Here is a 17,139-nt window from a genome sequence, read left to right on the forward strand (position 1 = left end):
GAATTTACGTCGCAATCAAAGAGCGAGAACACTGTTACCCTCGACCGTCGCGTCGCCGACTTTCGACCCATCCGGCGCGCGGGCGGACTTCGCCCGGCGCGCGGCGTCGGCGGTCCGGGGCCCCGCGACGGCGACAGCGGTCGCCTCGCGCGGCGTGTCGAAGGGCAGGAATGCGACAGGATGTCGCGCCGGGCGGACACATTCGCCCCGACGGCCTTTGCGCCTTACCCGAAGGCGGACGGCGGTTTTCTTGCACGGGCGGACGCCGTATGACCCTGCGAAACGCCTCGTCGCGCGGTCAGCGCCCCGTCTCCCGCACGATCGCCGCCATGGCGCGCGCCTCCTCGTCGCCGAGCGCCTCGAGGCCCGCGACCACGCCCGCCCGATCGGCGGCGCTGCGGTTCTGGCTGGTCTTCCACTTGCCGCGGATGTCGGCGATCTCGATCTCGATCCCGACGATCGCCTTGCGCTGCAGCGCGATGAAATCCGCCGGCGCGTCCTCGACCGCCCACGGCGTTTCGCGCGCCGCTTCCCGGCTGGCCGTCATCGCCGCGATCTGACGGCCGAGCCACGCGTCGTCCTCGATCACCCTCGCCGTTCCGCGCGCCTGCACCATGACGTAGTTCCACGTCGGCACGACCTTGTGGGTCTCCTGCTTGGTCGCGTACCAGGACGGCGAGACGTAATGGTCCGCGCCCTGGAACACGACGAGCGCTTCGCCGCCTGCGGCGAGATCGCGCCATTGCGGGTTGGCGCGCGCCAGGTGCGTCTGCAGCGTCCCCAGTTTCGACGCGGCCGCGTCGAGCAGGAACGGCGCGGCGTTCGCCGCGAGCCCCTGCGGCCCGTGACTGATCAGGAGCCCGAGCGGGCGCGCCCGGATCAGGGCGTGCTGCCTTTCGAGATCGTCCTCGCGGTGAAGCGGGGGCTCGTACATGCGCGCTGTTCCCCGGACGCTATTCCGCAGCGCGGCCGACGCCGCCGAACCGACCGACGATATAGGCCTCGACCATCGCCTTGAACTCCTCGGCGATGTGCGGGCCCCTCAGCGTCGCCGTCTTCGCGCCGTCGACGAATACCGGGGCCGCCGGGGTCTCGCCCGTGCCGGGCAGGGAAATGCCGATGTCGGCGTGCTTGCTCTCGCCGGGCCCGTTGACGATGCAGCCCATCACCGCGACGTTGAGCCGCTCGACGCCCGGATAGCGCGCCCGCCACTCGGGCATGGAGGCCGCGAGATGCGCCTGGATGTCGCGCGCCAACTCCTGGAACACCACCGAGGTCGTCCGCCCGCAGCCGGGACAGGCCGCCACCTGCGGGGCGAAGATCCGGAACCCCATCGTCTGCAAGAGTTCCTGCGCCACCCGCACCTCCTGCGAGCGGTCGCCGCCCGGCTCGGGGGTGAGCGAACAGCGGATCGTGTCGCCGATCCCCTCCTGCAGCAACACGCCGAGGGCCGCCGACGACGCCACGACGCCCTTCGAGCCCATGCCGGCCTCGGTCAGGCCGAGGTGCAGCGCGTGGTCCGATCGCGCGGCCAGCATGCGATAGACCGTGATCAGGTCCTGCACCGCGGAAACCTTGGCCGACAGCACGATGCGCGAGCGCGGCAGCCCGAGGTCCTCGGCGCGCCGGGCCGACAGCAGCGCGGACTGAACCAGCGCCTCGCGCGTCACCGCCCGCGTGTCGAGCGGAACGGCGGCGGCCGCGTTCTCGTCCATCAGATGCGTCAGCAGCTCCTGGTCGAGCGAGCCCCAGTTGGCGCCGATCCGCACCGCCTTGCCGTTGCGGATGGCGATCTCGACGATCTGGCTGAACTGCAGATCGCGCTTGTTGCGGAAGCCGACGTTGCCCGGATTGATGCGGTACTTGTCCAGCGCCTCGGCGCAGGCCGGATGCTCGGCGAGCAGCTTGTGGCCGATGTAGTGGAAGTCGCCGATCAGCGGGACCGAGACGCCCATCGCCGCGAGCCGGTCGCGAATCCGCGGCACCGCCGCCGCCGCTTCCTCGCGATCGACGGTCAGGCGCACGAGTTCCGAGCCCGCCCGGGCGAGCGCCGCGATCTGGCGCGCCGTCGCCTCGACGTCCGCGGTGTCGGTATTGGTCATCGACTGGACGACGACCGGCGCGCCGCCGCCGACGGTGACGGCTGCGGCCCCCTCGCCGATCGTGACCGCGACGGTGGCGTGGCGGCCCATCGGCCCGAACGCCTGTTCAGCGGGTAAACCGTTCATCGAATCTGTCCCTTGCAAGCGGCGCGCTCGAGGGCGCCGTCGCCCGTCCCGGAATTTTAGGCCGCCTCGGCGTCCTTGTCATCCGCGACGCTTCGCCCTCTCGCAAGCTTCATCGCAATGCCATATGAGCTACGTACGCAAAACCGCATCCGCCATGCGTCGTCGCGCGGCGGGAATCTGGGAGAACCGCCTCATGTCGCTCGCCAATCATCACGCCGTCGTCACCGGCTCGACCAGCGGCATCGGCCTCGCCATCGCACGCGCGTTCGCCAGGGAGGGCGCGGACGTGATGATCAACGGCTTCGGCGACCCGAAGGCGATCGAGGAGGAGCGCTCCAGGATCGAGAGCGAGTTCAAGGTCAGGTGCGTCTACAACGGCGCCGACATGTCCAAGGGCGACGAAGTCGAAGCGATGATCAGGGACGCGGCCGAGAAACTCGGAACCGTCGACATCCTGGTCAACAACGCCGGCATCCAGTTCGTCTCGCCGATCGAGGATTTTCCCGGCGAGAAATGGAACGCCATCATCGCCATCAACCTCACCTCGGCCTTCCATTCCATCAAGGCGGCCGTTCCGGGGATGAAGGCGCAGAAATGGGGCCGGATCATCAACACGGCCTCCGCCCACTCGCTGACCGCCTCGCCCTTCAAGGCGGCCTATGTCTCGGCCAAGCACGGGATCGCCGGCCTCACCAAGACGGTCGCGCTCGAACTCGCGACCTTCGGGGTCACCTGCAACTGCATCTCCCCCGGCTATGTCTGGACGCCGCTGGTCGCCAACCAGATCCCCGACACGATGAAGGCGCGCAACATGTCGCGCGAGCAGGTGATCAACGAGGTCATGCTGGAGAGGCAGCCGACCAAGCAGTTCGTCACCGTCGAGCAGATCGCCGACACGGCCGTGTTCCTCTGCTCCGACGCCGCGACCCAGATCACCGGAACGAACATCTCGGTCGACGGCGGCTGGACGGCGCAGTGAACGATTCCCGGAGGCGGGACGAGGACGAGGGCAAGGCGGTCAACGTCGCCCTGCAGGGCGGCGGATCGCACGGGGCCTACGCCTGGGGCGTGCTCGACGCGCTGCTCGACGACGAAAGGATCGAGATCGGCGCGATCAGCGGCGCGAGCGCGGGCGCCTTCAACGCCGTGGTCTACGCCGCGGGCCTCGCCGAGGGGGGGCGCACGGGCGCGCGGGAGAAGCTGGAGCGGTTCTGGCGCTCGGTTTCGACGGAGGGGTCGCTGTGGCCGGCCCAGCGCCTGCTCGTCGACGCCTGGCTCGGACCGTGGGGCGCGGTCTGGCCGGGGACCGGCTTCGTCGCCGCCTGGGCGGAGGCGCTGACCCAGTTCATCAGCCCCTATGCGTTCAACCCGTTCAACATCAATCCGCTTTGCGACCATCTGATCGCCGAGGTCGACTTCGACCGGCTGCGCGCCTACGTCACGCCAAAACTGTTCATCGCCGCAACCAACGTGAAGACCGGTCGCGGCGAGGTCTTTCGCCGCGACGTCCTGACCGCCGACCACGTCATGGCGTCTGGCTGCCTGCCGCAACTCTTCCAGGCGGTGCGGATCGGCGAGGATTATTTCTGGGACGGCGGCTACGCCGGCAATCCTCCGCTGTGGCCGCTGTTCTACGAGACTGCGTGCCGGGACGTGATCATCGTCCAGATCAATCCGATCGAGCGCGCCGCGGTGCCCAGGACGCCGGAAGAGATCATGAACCGGCTGAACGAGATCACCTTCAACGCGCCCCTGCTCGGCGAATTGCGCGCCGCCGACTTCGTCGCCCGGTTGATCCGCTCGGGCGTGCTGACGAGCGAGAGCTACCGGCTCGAGCGGCTGCACCGCATCGGCGGCGCCGGCAAGCTCGAGCGCTTCCCCGCCTCAACCAAGTTCGACGTGTCGTGGCCCTTTCTCCTGCGCCTGCGCGACTTCGGCCGGGCGGACGCCGCGGCCTGGCTCGCGAGCCACTACGATTCGATCGGCGTCGAGGGCACGCTCGATATCGACGAGACGCTGAAGCGCGCGCCGGCGCGGCCGCCGGTCGAGCCCGCGGCGGAGACCGGCGCGGCGCCGTCCCGCTGAAGGCTCGCGCGGCGACCCGAGTTCGCGGATCGCCGGTGGAAGCCGCCAGGCTCAGAGCGGGATGGCGGCCGGCGAAGCGTCCTGCTCCACGGCCGCAGCGCCCCTCAGGACGGTCGAGGACAGGTTCGAACGCGGTCCGTGCAGGAACAGCGCCGCCGGCGGCGCGAGGTCGGCGAGCCGGCGAGCGTCGCGCTCGGGAACTCGCCACGGCGCGAGCGCGACCGCGGCGCGGCTCGACGTCGCGCGCAGCGTCGATCCCGGCCGGTCCACGATCGCGATCGGGACCAGGTCGGCGATCTGTCGCCAGTGCCGCCAGAGGTGGAACTGGCGCAGATTGTCCGCGCCCATCAGCCATACGAAGCGCGCCCCCGGCGCGCGGCGGACGAGCCAGGCGAGCGTGTCGTAGGTGTAGCGCGCGCCGATTTGCGCCTCGATGTCGGTGATCGCCACCCGCGGGCCAGCGACCAGCCGGCGCGCCGCCTCGACGCGGTCGTTCAGCGCAGCGAGTTCGGCGACCGATTTCAGCGGGTTGCCGGGCGTCACCAGCCACCAGACGCGGTCGAGGCCGAGCCGCGTCAGCGCCAGTTGCGTCACCAGCGCGTGCCCCTCGTGCGGCGGGTTGAACGAGCCGCCGAGCAGGCCGATCCGCATGCCCGGCTGGTATGGCGGCAGGCGCGGAACGGCCCTCACGCCGCCCCCTGCTGCGCCAGGCGCTCGGCCTGACGCTCCTCCGTCAGCCGGTCGACGATGTCGTCGAGCCCCTCGCCCTCCATGATCCGGTCGAGCGAATAGAGGGTCAGGTTGACCCGGTGGTCGGTCACCCGCCCCTGCGGGAAATTGTAGGTGCGGATGCGCTGCGACCGGTCGCCGGAGCCGACCTGCGAGCGGCGCTCCTCGGCCCGCTCGGCGTCGAGCTTCTGGTTGCGGGCGTCGAGGATGCGCGAGCGCAGGAGCGCCATCGCCTTGGCGCGGTTGCGATGCTGCGAGCGCTCCTCCTGCATCGCGACCACCACCCCCGAGGGGAGATGGGTGATGCGGATCGCCGATTCCGTCTTGTTGACGTGCTGGCCGCCAGCGCCGCTCGAGCGCATGGTGTCGATCTTGAGGTCGCCCTCGTTGATGACGAGGTCGGCCTCCTGGGCGAGCGGCAGGACCGCGACGGTCGCGGCGGAGGTGTGGATGCGACCCTGAGTCTCGGTGGCGGGCACCCGCTGCACGCGATGGACGCCGCTCTCGAACTTGAGCCGCGCGAACACGCCGCGCCCGGAGATCTGGGCCACGATTTCCTTGTACCCCCCGGCGGTTCCTTCGCTCATCGACAGCGTCTCGACAGTCCACCGCTTCGCTTCGGCGTATTTGACGTACATGCGGAACAGGTCGCCGGCGAACAGCGCGGCCTCGTCGCCCCCCGTCCCCGCCCGCACTTCGAGGATCGCGTCGCCGTCGTCGGCGGCGTCCCTGGGCAGGAGCGCGATCCGGATCGCCTGCGCCATCTCGGCCGCCGCCGCCTCCGCCGCCGCCAGCTCCTCGGCGGCGAACGCGCGCATCTCGGCGTCGAGGTTCGGGTCGGCGAGGAGGGCTGCGAGGTCCGCCCGCTCCCTCTCCTTGTCGCGGAACGCCTGGATCGCCGCGACCACCGGCTCGAGATCGCTGAGTTCGCGCGACAGCGCCGAATACTCGGCGCCGGCGACCCCCTCGGTCAGCCGGGCGCCGATTTCCCGATGGCGTCTCAGGATGAGATCGAAATTGTCGTTGGCGGCCATGTTGCAAAAACCAGCTGTCGGGAGCGGGGCGCCTGGGCGCTAGAGACGGATGGCGAGGCGGCCGGCGAGCGCCTCGAGCGGCTCGCGCAGCGAGGCGTCGTCCCGACCTTCCGCCAGCATCGATTCGACCGCGCGCGTCGCCTCCGCGACGTTCATGGTCAGGATCATCGCCTTGACCGGGCCGATCGCCGTCGCCGACATGGAAAGCTGGCGATAGCCGATCGCCAAGAGCGCCATCGCCTCGAGCGGCCGCCCGCCGATCTCGCCGCACAGGGTGAGCGGCGTTCCGGAGCGAACGGAGGCCGCCGCGATCGAGCGCAGGGCGCGCAGGAAGCCGACGCTCAGCGGATCGAACCGGTTGGCGACGCGCCGATTGTCGCGGTCGACGGCATACAGGTACTGCATCAGGTCGTTCGAGCCGACCGAAAGAAAATCGGCCGCGGCTGTGATCTCTTCGAGTTGAAACAACAGCGACGGCACCTCGACCATGACCCCGAGCTTGGCCGAAAGCGGGGGAGCGTAGCCGTGGCTGGCGCACCAGGCGACCTCGCGGTCGAACAGGGCCCGGGTGCGCTTGTACTCGTCCACGGTCGAGACCATGGGAACCATGATCCTCAGCTCCCGTCCGCCGCCGGCGCGAATGAAGGCGCGCAGCTGCATCCGCAGCAGCGCCGGCCGGTCGAGGCCGATGCGCAGCGCGCGCCACCCCAGCGCGGGGTTTTCTTCCTCGAAGCCCTTCATGTAGGGCAGCAGCTTGTCGCCGCCGATGTCCAGGGTGCGGAAGGTCACCGGACGGTCGCCGGCGGCCTCGAGGATCGCGCGGTAGAGTTGCTCCTGCACCCCCGGCCGGGGAAACCGCGGCGCCAGCATGAATTGCAGCTCGGTTCGGAACAGGCCGATCGACTCCGCGCCCGTCTCGGCCAGATGCGGCATGTCGACCAGGAGGCCGGCGTTCATGTGCAGCCCGATCGGCACGCCGTCGAGGCTGACGGTCGGCACGTCGCGCAGCGCGCGGTACTGCGCCTGCTTGCGCGCCCGCATCCGCGCCCGTTCGGCGTAGGCCGCCTCCACGTCGGGCGGCGGACGCAGGTAGACTTCGCCGGAATCGCCGTCGACGATGATCGCGTCGCCATGCTCGACGATCTCGGTGACGTTGGTGACGTCGCTCACCGCCGGTATGGCGAGCGCCCGGGCGACGATCGCGACGTGGCTGGAGGCGCCCGCCTCCTCGAGCACCAGGCCGCGCAGACGCGACCGGTCGTAGTCGAGCAGCGCCGCCGGGCTCATCGAGCGCGCGACCAGGATCGCGTTCTCCGGCAGTTCCTCGGGCAGCAGCACCAGGCTCTGGCCGGCGAGCTGATGCAGAAGGCGATTGGCGATGTCGGTCAGGTCATGAAGCCGATCGCGCAGATAGGGATCGGTCTGGCGCTGCAGCTTGGCGCGGGCGTCGTTCTGCACCCGCTCGACCGCGGCTTCGGCCGTCAGGCCCGAACTGACCGCCTCGCGCAGGCGGCGCAGCCAGCCGCGGTCGTGCGCGATCATCCGGAACGCTTCCAGGACGTCGCGGTGCTCGCCCGACTGGCCGTCGTCGGTGCGGTCGATCAGCTCGTCGACCGAGGCGCGCATGGCGCTGATCGCCGTCTCGAGCCGAAGCAGCTCCGAATCGACGTCGTCGGCGACGATCTTCGACACCGCCACGCGCGGCTGGTGCATCACGACGTGGCCGAGCCCGAGCCCGTCGGCGATGCCGAGCCCGCGCATCGCCAGGGGATTGCGGACGGCGATCTGGCCGCCCTTGGCGACAATCGCCTGCAGTTCGCCCGAGGCGATCATCTCGGCGAGCAGCATCGCGGTGGTCTGGAGGGCCTCGACCTCTTCTTCCGAATAGGTGCGGCGCGCCCGGTTCTGGACCACCAGGACGCCGATCGTGGCGCCGCCGCGAAGCACGGGCACGCCGAGGAACGACTGATAGATTTCCTCGCCCGTCTCCGGCTTGTACGAGAACGCCGGGTGGTGCTGCGCGTCGGAAAGCGCCAGCGGCTCCGCGCTCGAGGCGATCAGCCCGACCAGGCCCTCGCCGGGCTCCATGGTGGTCAGGTGGACGGCCTCGCGGTTGAGGCCCTCGGTCGCAAACAGCTCCATGACGCCGTCCGAGCGGACCACGTACAAGGAGCAGACTTCCGCCACCATGTTCGAGGCGATGAGAACGACGATCCGGTCGAGGCGCGCCTGCGCCGTGACGGGCTCCGCCATGACCTCGCGAAGCCGCCGCAGCAACAGACGGGGTCCGCCCGGCGCGCGCATTCAGGATCGTCCTCTTCTTTCGCCCGACGAAAGCTCGTCAGCGGCCATGCAATGAACAGGCCGGACGCGAGCCCTCAGCCCGTCCGCGCGCACGAGCCTATTCATCGCCCGGCGTCGCGGCCGTATAGAAACGATTTGCCGGCCCGGCAAGGCGCCCATTCCTTCTCACGCGGTCGTGATGGCGGCGCGGCGGGCGAGCACCCCGTCGAGCCAGTCGGGGCGCATTTCCGGGACCGAGGACAAGAGCAGCTCGGTGTAGGGATGGTAGGGGGGCGCGAACACCGACGCGGTGTCGCCGCTCGCGACCGTCCGGCCGCGCAGCATCACCACCACCTTGTTGGCGATCCGCTTCACGGTGCCGAGATCATGGGTGATGAAGAGGTAGGCGACGCCCAGCTCGTCTTGCAGGCGTTTGAGAAGACGCAAGATTTCCTCGCCGACCAGTTGGTCCAGCGCCGAGGTGACCTCGTCGCAGATGATCAGGTCCGGTTCGGCCGCGAGCGCCCGCGCAATCGACACGCGCTGCTTCTGGCCGCCGGACAGCTCGGAGGTCTTCCGGTCGACGAAATGCTCCGGCAGATCCATTTGCCTCAGGAGCTCCTGAACCCGGGCGCGAACCTCAGCCCGGCTGCGCCTGAAATAAAAGGACACCGGTCGGCCGATGACGTCGAGCAGCGTCTGCTGCGGGTTGAGCGCCACGTCGGGCATCTGGTAGATCATCTGGATGCGGCGAAGCTGGTCGCGCGAGCGGTCCTTCAGTCGGGGCGGCAGACTGGCGCCGTGGAACCGCACGTCGCCGGCGGCGCGCGGCAAAAGGCCGGTCACGACCCGCGCCAGGGTCGACTTCCCCGAGCCCGATTCTCCGACCACCGCCACGGTGTCGCCCCGGAAGACCTCGAGGCTGACGTCGTCGATGACGTTCGGCCTGCCCGTATAATGAGCGGTGACGCGCTCCACCGCGAGCAGCGGCGCCGCGCCCTCGGGCCGCGCGACGAACGTGCTTCCGGCGATCCTTTCCCGGACCAGGCGGCGGGTATACTCCTCCTGCGGATCCTGGAGAATCTGGCGAGCGTCTCCGACCTCCACCGTTTTTCCGCGCCTTAGCACCATGATGCGATCGGCGATCTGCGCCACGACGGCGAGATCGTGGGTTATGTAGAGGGCGGCCGCGCGGTGCACCCGCACCAGACGCCGGAACGCCGCCAGGCACTCGACCTGGGTCGTCACGTCGAGCGCCGTCGTCGGCTCGTCGAAGACGATGATTTCGGGCCGTCCGATCATCGCCATGGCGGCCATGACCCGCTGCAACTGGCCGCCGGACACCTGATGCGGATAGCGCAGGCCGATCGTTTCCGGGTTCGGCAGATCGAGCTCGCGGAAGAGCTGGACCGCCGCCGCCTTCGCTTCCGCCCGCCCCATCACGCCATGGCGGACCGGCGCCTCGCAGACCTGATCCATCAGCGTCATCGCCGGATTGAAGGACGCGGCGGCGCTCTGGGCGATATAGGCGAGCTTCAGCCCGCGCAGCGCGCGCCGCTGGTCGGCCGTCATGACGCGCAGATCGGCGCCGGCGAACAGGATCTGACCGCCGACGATGAAGCAGTTGCGCCGGGTGTAGCCCATCGAGGCGAGACCGATCGTCGATTTGCCGGCGCCGGATTCGCCGATCAGGCCGATCACTTCGCCGCGCCGCAACGCGAGCGAGACGTCGTCGACGAGCACGGGACCGTCGCCGTGGTCGGTGCGCACCGCGACCCGCATGGCGCGGACGTCGAGCACGATCGGGTTGTCGGGGGCGGCGGTCACGCCCCTTCCCCCTGCCCGCGCGAATGGATCGACAACATCCAGTCGACGACGAAATTGACGCCGATCGTCAGGATCGCGATCGCCGCGGCCGGGTAGATCGGCGCGGCGGAGCCGAAGTTGATCATGTCGCGATAGTCCTTGACCATGCTCCCCCAGTCGGCGGCCGGCGGCTGAACGCCGAGGCCGAGGAAGCTCAGCGCGGCGATGAACAGAAAGGTGAAGCAGAACCTCAGGCCGAACTCCGCGGTCAGCGGCGGAATGGCGTTGGGCAGGATCTCGCGGGTGATGATCCACCACCAGCCTTCGCCGCGCAAGCGCGCCGCCTCGACGAATTCCAGGCTGACGAGCCCGACCGCGACCGAGCGGGCGAGCCGAAACACTTTCGTCGAATCGAGCACGGCGATGGTGACGATGAGCACCGGCAGCCCCGACCCCAGGACCGACAGAATGACGAAGGCGAAGATCAGGGTCGGCATCGACAGCAGGAGATCGACGAACCGCGACAGGGCCTGGTCGACCCAGCCGCCGGCGACCGCCGCGGCGAATCCGGTGACGATGCCGATGAAGAACGACAGGGCCGTGATCACCAGCGACAGGCCGATCGACATGCGCGCGCCGAAGATCAGCCGGCTGAGGAGATCGCGGCCGAGGTTGTCGAGGCCGAGCCAGTGCTGCCAGTCCGCGTCGGCCCACGCGTCGCCGAGCACCGCCGTCTGGTCGTAGGGCGCGACCAGGGGCGCGAAAATCGCCAGAAACAGATTGAGGGCGACGATCGCCAGTCCGATCTGGGCGAGGAGACTGAGCTTGTGTCCGAAAAGCCGCATTGGCCGCCCTACCGCAGTCGCCGCAGGCGCGGGTTGGAGAGGATCGACAGAATGTCCGCGACCATGTTGAGCACGATGAAGGTCGCAGCGAAGATCAAGCCGCAAGCCTGGACCACCGGAACGTCATGCTTGGAGACCTCGTCGACCATCAACTGCCCGAGGCCGGGATAGACGAACACCGTCTCGACCACGACCACGCCGACGATCAGGTAGGCGAGGTTCAGCGCCACCACCGAGATGATCGGCGCCAGCGCGTTCGGCAGGGCGTGGCGCAGCACGATGCGGGTCTTGGTCAGCCCTTTCAGGATCGCCATCTCGATGTACGGGCTCGCCATCACGGCGAGCACCGAAGCGCGCGTCATGCGCATCATGTGCGCGACGATCACCAGCACCAGCGTCACCATGGGCAGGAACGCATAGTACAGGCGATCGAAGAACGGCGTGTCGGACGACACGTTGGCCAGCGACGGAAACCAGCCGAGCTCGACCGCGACGTATTTGATCAGGAGATAAGCGAGAAAGTACTCCGGCACCGAAATGGTCATCAGGGTGAGGATGTTGACCGTCCGGTCGAAGGCGCCGCCCTGGCGAATCGCGGCGGCGAGCCCGAGCCCGACGGCGAGCGGCACCGCGACGACGGCGGCGTAGGCGGCCAGGAACATCGTGTTGGCGAAGCGGGGGACGATCTCCTCGAGGACGTCGCGACCGTTGGCGAGCGAGTGACCGAAGTCGCCGCGCAAGGCGCCGAACAGCCATTCGACGTAGCGCAAGATCGCGGGCTTATCGAGGCCGAGGTCCAGCCGGAGCTTGGCCAGATTCTCCGGCGTCGCCTGGTTCTGCAGGATGGCCGAGGCGAGATCGCCCGGGAGGACCTCGGTGCCGATGAAGATCAGCGCGGACGCGGCCAACAGCGTCAGAAGCCCGAGAATCGATCGCTGAAGAATCAGCTTTCCCAATCTGAACCCGCCTCCCTCGCCCGCGGCGAAAGTCGCGCCGGACCGTCTTCGTCCGGCGCGCCGCCTGATCAGCCGGAAACGGCCGTCACGACTTCAGCCAAGCCTTATCGAGAATCATGCCGTTGTCCATGTCGAACCCGCCGTGGGGCGTGTGGCCGCCGACTTTGTCGTTGTGGGCGTCGAGCCAGTCGCGGAACGCCGGGATGAGCGCGCCGCCGTCGTTGCTGAGCATCGCCTGCATCTCCCAGATGTAGGCCTTCCGCTTGGGCTCGTCGGTCTCCGCGCGCGCGTCGGCGAGCAGCTTCTCGAAGGTCCCGTTGTTCCAGTGCGACTCGTTCCACGGGGCGTTCGCCGCGAAGGCGACCCCGAGCATCTGCGTCGCCGCCGCGCGACCGCCCCAGTAGCTTTCAACGAAGGGGCCCTTGAGCCAGACGTTGTCCCAGAAGCCGTCCGCCGGCTCCTTCTTCACGTCCATCTTGATCCCGGCCTTGGCCGCGTCGGCCTGAAGCAGGGTCGCCATGTCGACCGCGCCGTTGAACGCGGCGTCGGACGCCTGCAGGACGATCTTGGGATCGGACAGGCCGGCTTTCTTGAAGTGGTAGGCGGCCTTTTCCGGATCGTGCTTGCGCTGCGGCAGTTCGCTGTTGAAGTACGGATCGGTGCGCGGGATCGGATGGTCGTTGCCGAGGGTTCCGTAGCCGCTGAACAGCGCCTTCAGGATCTGCTCGCGGTCCGCCGCGTACTTGAGCGCGAGGCGGATGTCCGGGTTGGTGTACGGATCCTTGTCGACCTCCATCGCCAGCACCGTGTGCCAGCCGCCCGGCGCGCGCACGACCTGGATCTTCGGCGACTTGGAGAGCAGCCCGACCGCCCTGTGGTCGACCCGGTTGATGGCGTCGACCTGGCCCGAGATCAGCGCATTCAGGCGCGCCGAACTGTCGTTGATGACGGTGACGTCGGCGCCGTCGAGCCAGCCGCGGCCCTCTTTCCAGTAGTCGGGGCGCTTCTTCAGGACGATGCGGACGCCGGGGTCGAACTTCTCCAGCGCGAAGGCGCCGGTTCCGACCGGCTTCGCCCAGTCCTTGAATCCCTCCGGCACCATCAGGAGATGATAGTCGGTGAGCGAATAGGGCAGGTCGGCGTCGGGGGCGGCGAGCGACAGCTGGATCTGGTACTTGTCGAGCTTCTTGACGTCGGTCACCGGCTTCATCGACGCGGCGCCGCCGGACTTGGTGTCGCCACGGTGGAGATTGAGCGAGTAGACGGCGTCGTCGGCGGTGAATTCCTGGCCGTTCGAGAACTTGACGCCCTTGCGCAGGGTGAAGACCCAGTCCTGGGCCCCTTTCTTCGGCTCGAAACTCTCGGCCAGTTCCGGGACGGGCTTGCCGTCCTGCGCCCACTCGACGAGGCCGTTGAACAGGCCGTGCGAGACGTCGATCATGACCGAATCGTTATAGGAGGTGATGTCGGCGCTGTCGGTCGTGCTGCCGCCGGCGAGGCCGAGCCGCAGGACGCCGCCCTTCTTCGGGGTCTCGGCGGCCTGCGCCGTCCCCAGCATGGTCGAGATCGCGAGGCTCGACGCGCCGAGCGCGGACGCGCGCGCCATGAATTCGCGGCGCGAGACCGCGCCCTTGATGAGACGCGCGCTCAAGTCATCCAATTCGCTCATTTGCGTTTCTCCCGTGAACGATCCAGCGTCGATCCACGTCGCGGGCGCGGCCGTAGCGGCGACCCTGATCGCCCTTCCGAGTCATTGTTCTGTCTGCGATTGAGCTCTGTCAATCGAGATCGACGGCGACAGGCCGGCGGCGCTCGGGTCGGGCGACGTGCGCCGTCCGGCCCGCGTTGACTCGCAAAGCCGCCAAGATTAGGGCTTTCGGCCGCAAATTGCCGAGCGAAGCGCTCGAGCTTTCAGGGATGGCCCCGCTCATGAAAATTCTCGTGCCCGTGAAACGGGTGGTGGATTACAACATCAAGATCCGGATCAAGTCGGACGGGTCGGGCGTCGAGCTCGCCAACGTCAAGATGTCGATGAACCCGTTCGACGAGATCGCCGTCGAGGAAGCGCTGCGTCAGAAGGAGGCCGGCAAGGCCACCGAGGTGGTGGTGGTGTCGATCGGGCCGCAGCAGGCGACCGAGACGCTACGCACCGCGCTGGCCATGGGCGCCGACCGCGGCATTCTGGTCAAGACGGACGGGCCGGTCGAACCGCTCGCGGTGGCGAAGATCCTCAAGGGCGTCGTCGCCGAGGAGGGCCCCGGCCTGGTGATCCTCGGCAAGCAGGCGATCGACGACGATTCGAACCAGACCGGCCAGATGCTGGCGGCGCTGACCGGCGCCGGGCAGGGGACGTTCGCCTCCAAGGTCGTCGTCGGCGACGGCTCGGTCGAGGTCACCCGCGAGGTCGACGGCGGCCTGCAGACGGTCAGGCTGAAGCTTCCGGCGATCGTCACCGCCGATCTGCGCCTGAACGAGCCGCGCTACGCCTCGCTTCCCAACATCATGAAGGCCAAGAAGAAGCCGATCGCCGAGAAGACCCCGGCCGACTACGGCGTCGATGTCGCGCCGCGCCTCAAGGTTCTCAAGACGACAGAGCCCGGCGGCCGCAAGGCGGGGGTGAAGGTGAAGTCGGTTTCGGAGCTCGTCCAGAAGCTCCATGACGAAGCGGGAGTGATCTGACCATGGCGACCCTTCTACTCGCCGAAGTCGCAGGCGGCGTTCTCAGCGACATGACCGCCCGCGCGCTGACCGCGGCGCTCGAGATCGGGCAGCCGGTCGACGTGCTCGTCGCCGGACAGGGCGTCGCCGCCGCGGCGTCGGCTGCGGCCCAGCTTTCGGGCGTCGGCAAGGTGCTGGTCGCGGACGACGCGGCCTACGCCCATGGCCTCGCCGAGCCGCTCGCGGCGCTGATCGTCGCGCTCAGCCCCGCCTACGACGCCGTGGTCGGACCCTCCACCGCCGCCGCCAAGAACGTGCTGCCGCGCGCGGCCGCCCTGCTCGACGTGATGCAGGTTTCCGACATCACCAAAGTCCTCGGGCCCAAGACCTTCGAGCGGCCGATCTACGCCGGCAACGCGATCCAGACCGTCGAATCGAGCGACCCGAAAATCGTCGCGACCGTCCGGACGGCGTCGTTCGGCGCGACCGCAACCGGCGGCGCGGCGCCGATCGAGGCGATCGCCGCCGCGGCCGATCCCGCCGTGTCGTCGTTCGTCGGCGACGCCCTCGCCAAGTCTGACCGTCCCGAACTCACCTCCGCCAAGATCATCATCTCGGGCGGCCGGGCGATGCAGAAGGCGGAGAACTTCAAGACCTACATCGAGCCGGTGGCCGACAAGCTCGGGGCCGCGATGGGCGCCTCGCGCGCCGCGGTCGACGCCGGCTATGCGCCCAACGACTGGCAGGTCGGCCAGACCGGCAAGGTGGTCGCCCCGGACCTGTACATCGCCGTCGGCATCTCGGGGGCGATCCAGCACCTCGCCGGCATGAAGGACTCGAAGGTCATCGTCGCGATCAACAAGGACGAGGAAGCCCCGATCTTTCAGGTGGCCGACTACGGCCTCGTCGCCGACCTCTACCAGGCCCTGCCGGAACTGAACGACGAACTCGCCAAGCTCGCGCGCTAGAGATTGCCGCCGAGGTCGGCTAAAAAGCCCGGGCGCCCAGACTGGACGCCCGGCCTTTCTCGTCTATGATCCCGGCCCGAACTGGGGCGGCTCGACAGGTCACTTGAACATGGCTCTGAACATCGAAACGGTCGGCGTCATCGGCGCGGGGCAGATGGGCGCGGGCATCGCCCAGGTGGCGGCCCAGGCCGGAATTCCGGTGTACCTGAACGACGTGACGGAGGACCGGGTCAACGCGGCCTTGGCGACGATCAACGGCCTCTTGTCGCGCCGGGTGGCGCGCGGCGAGATCGACGAGGACGGGCGCAAGGCCATCCTCGCCCGCATCCACTACACCCCGACCGTCGACAAGCTCGGCGACTGCGACCTCGTGGTGGAGGCCGCCTCCGAGAACGAGGACGTCAAGCGCAAGATCTTCACCTCGCTCCGCCCGTTCATGAAGGCGGACGCGATTCTCGCCTCGAACACCTCGTCGATCTCGATCACGCGCCTCGCCTCGGTGACGGTCAATCCCGAGCGCTTCATCGGCATGCACTTCATGAACCCGGTGCCGCGCATGCAACTGGTGGAGATCATCCGCGGCATCGCCACCAAGGACGACACCTACGAGGCGGCGCGGGCGTTCGTCGCGCGCCTCGGCAAGACCTCGACGATGTCGGAGGATTTTCCGGCCTTCATCGTCAACCGCATCCTGCTGCCGATGATCAACGAGGCGGTCTACACGCTGTACGAGGGCGTCGGCTCGGTCGAATCGATCGACACCGCCATGCGGCTCGGCGCCAACCATCCGATGGGGCCGCTGCAACTCGCCGACTTCATCGGCCTCGACACGTGCCTGGCGATCATGCAGGTCCTGCACGACGGCCTCGCGGATTCGAAATACCGCCCGTGCCCGCTTTTGGTGAAATACGTCGAGGCCGGCTGGCTCGGGCGCAAGACCCAGCGCGGTTTCTACGACTATCGCGGCGAGAATCCGGTCCCGACCCGCTGAGGATGTCCCCCAGCCCGGGACCCGTGACGGGTCTTGGCGCCGCGCGGCTCGAAGCCTTGGCCGGCGGATTTCCAATCGCGGTAACCTCCAGGGCGGCGGGCGGCAGCGCTCTTGCGTCGTAACTCCCAACCCCGTCATTGCGAGGAGCAAAGCGACGAAGCAATCCATGCCGCCGCTTGCTTCCTGCGGAAGAAATTGCTCGCAAGGAAGGGCGGCGGGACGACCAGAGGGCGCGACAGCGGCCCAGCGGCCCTGGATCGCTTCGCTTCGCTCGCGATGACGGCGCTATTCGCTGCCGGCTTGGGAGTTACCTTGCGTCGTCATCGCGAGGAGCCCGGAGGGCGACGCGGCGATCCAGGGGCCGTCTGGACGAGTGGTGAAGAGCGCCGCCGCCCCGCATTCGGCAGACATTGGCCCTGCCCCTGGATCGCCGCGCCCCCCCGGATCCAAGTCCCAGGGGCGCTCCTCGCGATGATGGGGTGGATGGCCCCCTCGCGGCATTTGTGTGCCAAAGTTGGGTTGTCGAAACCAACTGCAGCGGAGCCATCCATGAGAG

At 68.6% G+C, this 17,139-nt stretch carries 14 protein-coding genes; 5 read left to right on the forward strand and 9 right to left on the reverse strand.

All coding sequences use genetic code 11. The annotated features are described in order from the left end of the window. Window positions 1–298: 298 nt before the first annotated feature. On the reverse strand, window positions 299–934 hold the full coding sequence (locus DFR50_RS27640; protein WP_113892902.1) for an FMN-binding negative transcriptional regulator: 636 nt from the start codon (window positions 932–934) through the stop codon (window positions 299–301). Between the two features lie 19 nt (window positions 935–953). Beyond that, window positions 954–2,228 carry a flavodoxin-dependent (E)-4-hydroxy-3-methylbut-2-enyl-diphosphate synthase gene (gene ispG, locus DFR50_RS27645; RefSeq protein WP_113892904.1) on the reverse strand — a complete coding sequence of 425 codons (1,275 nt, stop codon included), beginning with the start codon at window positions 2,226–2,228 and terminating at the stop codon, window positions 954–956. 193 nt (window positions 2,229–2,421) lie between these two features. On the opposite strand from ispG, the gene DFR50_RS27650 reads away from it, so the two are divergent. Beyond that, a complete protein-coding gene (locus DFR50_RS27650; protein WP_113892905.1) occupies window positions 2,422–3,207 on the forward strand; it encodes a 3-hydroxybutyrate dehydrogenase in 786 nt (261 codons plus the stop codon). Next, window positions 3,204–4,313, forward strand: coding sequence for a patatin-like phospholipase family protein (locus DFR50_RS27655; protein WP_113892907.1), 1,110 nt, complete (start codon window positions 3,204–3,206; stop codon window positions 4,311–4,313). The genes DFR50_RS27650 and DFR50_RS27655 overlap by 4 nt, the downstream gene beginning before the upstream one ends. A gap of 51 nt (window positions 4,314–4,364) precedes the next feature. On the opposite strand, the gene DFR50_RS27660 is transcribed toward DFR50_RS27655, so the two are convergent. The 7 genes from DFR50_RS27660 to DFR50_RS27690 all read right to left on the reverse strand — a co-directional run bounded on the left by DFR50_RS27660 (window position 4,365) and on the right by DFR50_RS27690 (window position 13,635). Beyond that, window positions 4,365–5,003 (reverse strand): nicotinate-nucleotide adenylyltransferase, encoded by a 639-nt coding sequence (locus tag DFR50_RS27660; RefSeq protein WP_281017683.1) that lies wholly within the window; start codon window positions 5,001–5,003, stop codon window positions 4,365–4,367. Beyond that, window positions 5,000–6,076 carry a peptide chain release factor 1 gene (gene prfA, locus DFR50_RS27665; RefSeq protein ID WP_113892911.1) on the reverse strand — a complete coding sequence of 359 codons (1,077 nt, stop codon included), beginning with the start codon at window positions 6,074–6,076 and terminating at the stop codon, window positions 5,000–5,002. The genes DFR50_RS27660 and prfA overlap by 4 nt, the downstream gene beginning before the upstream one ends. Before the next feature lie 39 nt (window positions 6,077–6,115). Next, on the reverse strand, window positions 6,116–8,329 hold the full coding sequence (ptsP, locus tag DFR50_RS27670) for a phosphoenolpyruvate--protein phosphotransferase (RefSeq protein WP_425376096.1): 2,214 nt from the start codon (window positions 8,327–8,329) through the stop codon (window positions 6,116–6,118). A gap of 216 nt (window positions 8,330–8,545) precedes the next feature. Next, the gene (locus tag DFR50_RS27675) at window positions 8,546–10,141 is read right to left on the reverse strand and encodes an ABC transporter ATP-binding protein (protein WP_113892940.1); all 1,596 of its coding nucleotides are present in this window, start codon (window positions 10,139–10,141) and stop codon (window positions 8,546–8,548) included. A 41-nt stretch (window positions 10,142–10,182) separates the two neighbouring features. Next, window positions 10,183–11,010, reverse strand: a complete 828-nt coding sequence (locus DFR50_RS27680) for an ABC transporter permease (protein ID WP_113892915.1) — start codon at window positions 11,008–11,010, stop codon at window positions 10,183–10,185. A gap of 8 nt (window positions 11,011–11,018) precedes the next feature. Continuing rightward, window positions 11,019–11,966 (reverse strand): ABC transporter permease, encoded by a 948-nt coding sequence (locus DFR50_RS27685; RefSeq protein WP_113892918.1) that lies wholly within the window; start codon window positions 11,964–11,966, stop codon window positions 11,019–11,021. An 85-nt stretch (window positions 11,967–12,051) separates the two neighbouring features. Next, the gene (locus tag DFR50_RS27690; protein WP_113892920.1) at window positions 12,052–13,635 is read right to left on the reverse strand and encodes an ABC transporter substrate-binding protein; all 1,584 of its coding nucleotides are present in this window, start codon (window positions 13,633–13,635) and stop codon (window positions 12,052–12,054) included. 260 nt (window positions 13,636–13,895) lie between these two features. Here DFR50_RS27690 and DFR50_RS27695 point away from each other — a divergent pair, with 260 nt between their 5' ends. The 3 genes from DFR50_RS27695 to DFR50_RS27705 all read left to right on the forward strand — a co-directional run bounded on the left by DFR50_RS27695 (window position 13,896) and on the right by DFR50_RS27705 (window position 16,583). Then, complete coding sequence (locus tag DFR50_RS27695; RefSeq protein ID WP_113892942.1) at window positions 13,896–14,645, forward strand: electron transfer flavoprotein subunit beta/FixA family protein; 750 nt, start codon at window positions 13,896–13,898, stop codon at window positions 14,643–14,645. Between the two features lie 2 nt (window positions 14,646–14,647). After that, complete coding sequence (locus DFR50_RS27700) at window positions 14,648–15,592, forward strand: electron transfer flavoprotein subunit alpha/FixB family protein (RefSeq protein WP_113892922.1); 945 nt, start codon at window positions 14,648–14,650, stop codon at window positions 15,590–15,592. Window positions 15,593–15,701: 109 nt separating this feature from the next. Then, the gene (locus tag DFR50_RS27705; protein ID WP_113892944.1) at window positions 15,702–16,583 is read left to right on the forward strand and encodes a 3-hydroxybutyryl-CoA dehydrogenase; all 882 of its coding nucleotides are present in this window, start codon (window positions 15,702–15,704) and stop codon (window positions 16,581–16,583) included. Window positions 16,584–17,139 lie beyond the last annotated feature (556 nt).

The organism is Roseiarcus fermentans, from assembly GCF_003315135.1.
GTDB lineage: Bacteria > Pseudomonadota > Alphaproteobacteria > Rhizobiales > Beijerinckiaceae > Roseiarcus > Roseiarcus fermentans.

What these genes read in the sequence shown, in the direction of transcription:
- DFR50_RS27640 (WP_113892902.1), bottom strand. Translation starts at nt 934, where the DNA reads ATGTACGAGCCCCCGCTTCACCGCGAGGACGATCTCGAAAGGCAGCAC.
- ispG (WP_113892904.1), bottom strand. Translation starts at nt 2,228, where the DNA reads ATGAACGGTTTACCCGCTGAACAGGCGTTCGGGCCGATGGGCCGCCAC.
- DFR50_RS27650 (WP_113892905.1), top strand. Translation starts at nt 2,422, where the DNA reads ATGTCGCTCGCCAATCATCACGCCGTCGTCACCGGCTCGACCAGCGGC.
- prfA (WP_113892911.1), bottom strand. Translation starts at nt 6,076, where the DNA reads ATGGCCGCCAACGACAATTTCGATCTCATCCTGAGACGCCATCGGGAA.
- ptsP (WP_425376096.1), bottom strand. Translation starts at nt 8,329, where the DNA reads ATGGCGGAGCCCGTCACGGCGCAGGCGCGCCTCGACCGGATCGTCGTT.
- DFR50_RS27675 (WP_113892940.1), bottom strand. Translation starts at nt 10,141, where the DNA reads ATGCGGGTCGCGGTGCGCACCGACCACGGCGACGGTCCCGTGCTCGTC.
- DFR50_RS27680 (WP_113892915.1), bottom strand. Translation starts at nt 11,010, where the DNA reads ATGCGGCTTTTCGGACACAAGCTCAGTCTCCTCGCCCAGATCGGACTG.
- DFR50_RS27690 (WP_113892920.1), bottom strand. Translation starts at nt 13,635, where the DNA reads ATGAGCGAATTGGATGACTTGAGCGCGCGTCTCATCAAGGGCGCGGTC.
- DFR50_RS27695 (WP_113892942.1), top strand. Translation starts at nt 13,896, where the DNA reads ATGAAAATTCTCGTGCCCGTGAAACGGGTGGTGGATTACAACATCAAG.
- DFR50_RS27700 (WP_113892922.1), top strand. Translation starts at nt 14,648, where the DNA reads ATGGCGACCCTTCTACTCGCCGAAGTCGCAGGCGGCGTTCTCAGCGAC.
- DFR50_RS27705 (WP_113892944.1), top strand. Translation starts at nt 15,702, where the DNA reads ATGGCTCTGAACATCGAAACGGTCGGCGTCATCGGCGCGGGGCAGATG.